Genomic DNA, 4,435 nt, shown 5'->3' on the forward strand with positions numbered 1-4,435 from the left:
AGTAAAAGGCCGGCAGCTCGCGCCGCCTCCCAGGGCAGTCTTCAAAACCCGTGCCATGTGGGCCGATCGAGCCGAAGGAAAGATCTTTTTGTTGGGTTTCAGGAAGTTAGCCGGAGCCAGCACAGGAAACTGGCCAACCAACCCTAATGTCGCCGACAAGACAAAGCCGACAGACGGTGTCGTAAGGGCATCACTTGCACCGCTCGGTCGACCGCGCGGCAGGGAGACCGCGACTATCAGCAGGATCAAACGAAGCTCCGAAAACTGGAGACAATCGCACATCCCTGTAGCCAAGAGAGAAATGGCGTATCGCACGGGCGACGATGCGAGCGCCCAGGTGACAGAGCTTCGCCTTGTGGCTGAACAAGCCAACTTCGATCGCGCAGGCCCGCAGCGCCCGACAGCTGGCCAAAAACAGCGTCAGGAGCTGCGACTGGGGCCACGCACGTGAGTATGTCGAGGGCATGTGGCGCATGCTGCAGCAGGACAAGCCGGATGGCCACGTCTTGGCGACCGGCGAGACGACGAGTGTCCGCCAATTTCACGAGCGGGCTTTTGCCGATGTGGACATTGCTTTGGAATGGAAGGCGTCCGGCGTCGACGAAATGGCTACGACTCCGCGTCCGGTGCCTGCCTTGTGGAAGTCGATCCTCGATACCTCCGCCCGACGGAAGTCGATCTTCTGCCGGTGATCCGACCAAGGCCCGCCAGAAGCTGGGCTGGCAACACAAGAACCCGGTTCGGGAGCTCGTCGCCGAGAAGGTGCGCGAGGTGTCAAGCACTGGAAGGCCCTGAACAGCCGGGAAGAGCTCTAAGTGTACGACTTGTCCAACAAGAAGATCTGGGTTGTCGGCCATCGCAGTATGGTCGGCAGTGCGCTTGTACGCAGGCTCCGATGCCGTGCTCTGCGGCAGTGGCGTCAGTTAGCGGGTCGAACGAGGAGCGCGGATCGTGAACCCGCGAGCGCGCAAAAATACGGCATTAGCCGATAATGTTCATACTTCCTCCAGGTGCCCGGATTGCGGTACCGAGGCTTCGGGGCATATGTCCCTGATGGTCCTGCTTGTCTCGAATATCTCAAGCTTGACGTCTAAGCGTTCGCAGATCGAAAGGTGCGGGATGTGTCATCGTGTGAGTCGGTCCGTCATCGAGGGTTAAATAGACGCACCGATCACTGGGCCGCCACCGTCTCTCTTCGGATAACTTCAGCTATGGGACCATGCTCTTTCATAGCTCAGGGCCATTCCGCTCGATCAAGGTCCCCGATGGCCAATCACTCATTGAGCATCCTATTGGGAATACTACCAGAATTACGTTTTCACAGCGCGTCGGCGGGAGGTTGAGATAAACATCGGCAAGGGTGGATCGCACGCGTACCCCTTCCAAAACCGTCGCAAGACCATTTCGGCAGAGCCTGAGAACAAGGTTGCGCAACGCCTGCCGAACACCGCCGAACGCAAACCGAACGCCAAGTTGCTGCAGCACTGGGTAAACAATGCGCATCGAATTAATGCCGTACCCCTCAAGATCTGGACGCACGCCCCACAATCCAAGCTCGCATACGAGTAGATCGACCTCGCCAATCCGAACGAAACGACGCAACAACCCCATGTGAGCGGCCACACCGTGCGCATCATAGCCTATTACGCGAAGCTCGGGCCTAGCTCCTGACCAACTACGAGCACCTTCGAATGGAAGGGCGTTGTAAGCTCCAGTTGGCCCATAGGTCTTCCGAAAGAAATCTGCGAGCTCCGTGTGGTCAGAGAGCTCCAACTCGTTTTCCCAGCATACTTTCCACCGCACCTGAGGGCTCATACCTAAACCTCCACTTAATACTCTGTCCAGGCGTCGACAGAGCAACTACTTGATACGCACTCGTTGGGGCGCTTCTAATGGCACTGGTATAAGCTGGTGAAATCATTTGTTTGGATGGAACTCATCCGTCCAATGGATGCGTTCCAATCAATCGGCCTGCCATCGGCTGCCGACGCCAGATGAAGCGGCCGAGCTCCAACTTCTTCGTGAACATGCCGCCTTGTCCATCATGCTGGATCATCTTGATCAGGCATCCACGACATTGAACTGAAAAGTTGACCATGACTGAGGGGCTCGCTACTCAGGCAGAAGCAAGCCAAAGACGTTTTCGGCGATAATCAGGCAAATTGTCGAGATCACATTAGAACCCTCGGCGGGACCGGGCTGGTCTATCCCGGCGTCGAAAGTCGTCGAACGACCCGACCTGGCGGAGGGGTTTTTTCGGAATGTTCGGTTTGCGCCCGTCTGATTCCACACAAAATGGGACGCGGCGATAGGCAGCAGCATTCTCCTGTTGAATCTGAAAGGGGTTCCCCTTGCAAAACGCCCTGGTTCGCTTTGGCTATCGCAACCCATGGACCGGCACGCTGGGTATCGGCGAAGATTGCCAGAGGACATACTTGCCTGGCGATCCCGACCTCGGGAGAAGATGATGGGTACAGGAATGGATTCGCAGATCAGTGCGTTTCCGGTGCAAGCTTTTAGGACCCCGGACACAGCAAACGCCTCCCAGGACTGGCGAGGCGGCCGCGAGATCGCAATTTTCTCCTAGATAACGGTATGAGGTGATCGTCATACCCTGGTCACCGGATGCCGATCGTCACGCACATGGTCTGATACAGAGCCGGCGGCGCCGATGTGCCCCCGAGGAAATACTTAGTGACTGGCACGATTGTTGCGTCGTCTCACGAAAGACAGCCGTTAACGAGAGGTCACGATGATTGACGTATGCTCGATGGGGATGGTGTTGTGCGGTGGGTACCTTCTTGCTGCATCCGCAGGCAGACTCGGCGGCGCTGAGAATGTCTTATCTGACTCGCCATTGTCCGCGGCTGATGTATCGAGTTTCGAGACTTTCATAGTTCGCAGCCCACCGACATCACTCAATCTGGATCCATTTTATGCCAAATATGCTGACGCAGCGGGCATACCTATTATTTCGTCAAACAAGGTTCCAGACACGGCACTATTGATCTCACGTGACATTGTCCTCTACATGTTGTCAGAACGCCGTGATGTCCGCGATGCTTTAATCCAGGCTGGAGCGCGGGTGGGCGTCATGGCAATTGACGAGACGACGACTGATATTCCCGAGCAGCGGGATTGGAAGAAGCCTCTTCCCGATGATCCACGTCTCACCCCTGACGAGCGGCGGGATTACGCCAACACGATCGGCAAGATGACTGCCCGAGACTACTGGGCACAAAGGGCGCGCGGCATGGGCGGGCTCTACACGACGGGAGCTGTGGAGAATTTGATGGGCGTGCCGGGCACGCGGTATTACGGCGGGAACATTCTTGTTCACGAATTCTCACATAATATTTTCTACGCGCTGCGCACGGTAGATCCTGATCTCGTTGCACGAGTTGAACGTGCCTATTCGCACGCCTACGAGAAAGGCCTCTGGGCGTGTTCCTATATGGAGAACAACGTCGATGAGTATTGGGCCGAGGGCACGCGATTTTGGTTCAATACGAACTTGGCTTACAGCCGAGGCAATCTCACCATTGCCACATCAGAAGATTTCGAGGCTCACGATCCAAGCCTCTATAATATCATGGCCGAAGTCTACCGCCATGACCACCACATTCTGGCGGATGTCTATTACCGGCATTCGGCGAAGTCGCAGTAATGTCCTTTGGTATTGACTGCCGGCCTCATGCTGCAATCCCGCTGGAGACCCGAACTATCGCTGATCGTCCGTAATTTGTCAGAGCCAGCCATAAATTTGAGTTTCCGTTCAATTGAAGCGCCCATGTTGTTCCCACGGGTGCATACCAAGTACTTCGTGACCGCTGGAATTGGCTCCTTGTGCAACATCGAGACCAAAGGCGTAAACTTTGACGTCTGTCCCCTTGCTGGCGACACTCGGCCGCGGCGCAAAGGGCGATATCACCGGCTTGAACATGCCACGCCGAACCCATCCTGGTTTAGCGGTGCTGGAGATGATCAGTGTTGTTAAGCCGTTAAACGTTTCGTGGGCCTATTCTGGCGCATCTTCGAGGAGGCCGTCATAGACTTCCATGAGCGCGTTGTTGATAGCCTGTCCAAGAGCATTGCCTGCTTCCCGGACTGCGTCTTCGGTTCCATCACGTACGGCCTTGGCTAGATCAAAACCCTGTTCGCCGACAATCTGCTTGGCGACCTTGATCGCCCAGTTACCAAAGTCATCCCGATTGTCTATATTGATGCATTCTTCCATTGTTCGTCTCATCTATCTATGCGGAGCGCTTCCCGTGACCTGCCACTGAATTTTCATCCGGCGGCGATTAGAGCCTCGGCGTCAGTGAACCGCTCCCAAACGTTGGACCACCGCATGCTAGAGTTTTCCGGCTTTACTCAGGGAGGCGGGCTGGTTGCGCACCCTGAATTCACCAACGAGATCGGCACCTTGTTGCCG

4 protein-coding genes and 1 pseudogene are annotated in these 4,435 nt (G+C 55.9%); 2 read left to right on the plus strand and 3 right to left on the minus strand.

The features are described from left to right. Positions 1-249: hypothetical protein (locus CO667_RS35695; RefSeq protein ID WP_210421758.1), on the minus strand; the 249-nt coding region annotated here is incomplete at its 3' end. A 182-nt stretch (positions 250-431) separates the two neighbouring features. Between CO667_RS35695 and CO667_RS35620 the strand changes: the two are divergent. Further along, positions 432-815 (plus strand): annotated as a pseudogene (locus CO667_RS35620) (GDP-mannose 4,6-dehydratase); the annotation flags it as partial. 412 nt (positions 816-1,227) lie between these two features. Here CO667_RS35620 and nodA read toward each other — a convergent pair. Next, positions 1,228-1,815 (minus strand): nodulation N-acyltransferase NodA, encoded by a 588-nt coding sequence (gene nodA, locus CO667_RS34275; protein ID WP_096772155.1) that lies wholly within the window; start codon positions 1,813-1,815, stop codon positions 1,228-1,230. Positions 1,816-2,752: 937 nt separating this feature from the next. Here nodA and CO667_RS34285 point away from each other — a divergent pair. After that, positions 2,753-3,667: a hypothetical protein gene (locus CO667_RS34285; RefSeq protein ID WP_040111901.1), complete on the plus strand. Its 915-nt coding sequence runs from the start codon at positions 2,753-2,755 to the stop codon at positions 3,665-3,667. Between the two features lie 351 nt (positions 3,668-4,018). Here CO667_RS34285 and CO667_RS34290 read toward each other — a convergent pair whose 3' ends face one another. Continuing rightward, a complete protein-coding gene (locus CO667_RS34290; RefSeq protein ID WP_096772157.1) occupies positions 4,019-4,237 on the minus strand; it encodes a hypothetical protein in 219 nt (72 codons plus the stop codon). Between the last annotated feature and the right edge of the window lie 198 nt (positions 4,238-4,435).

The sequence above is a fragment of the Rhizobium sp. L43 genome (genome assembly GCF_002531725.1).
In the GTDB taxonomy this organism is placed as follows: Bacteria; Pseudomonadota; Alphaproteobacteria; order Rhizobiales; family Rhizobiaceae; genus Rhizobium.

Bases quoted from the DNA above. Each gene is read 5' to 3' on its own strand.
- nodA (WP_096772155.1), bottom strand. From the start codon at position 1,815: ATGAGCCCTCAGGTGCGGTGGAAAGTATGCTGGGAAAACGAGTTGGAG.
- CO667_RS34285 (WP_040111901.1), top strand. From the start codon at position 2,753: ATGATTGACGTATGCTCGATGGGGATGGTGTTGTGCGGTGGGTACCTT.
- CO667_RS34290 (WP_096772157.1), bottom strand. From the start codon at position 4,237: ATGGAAGAATGCATCAATATAGACAATCGGGATGACTTTGGTAACTGG.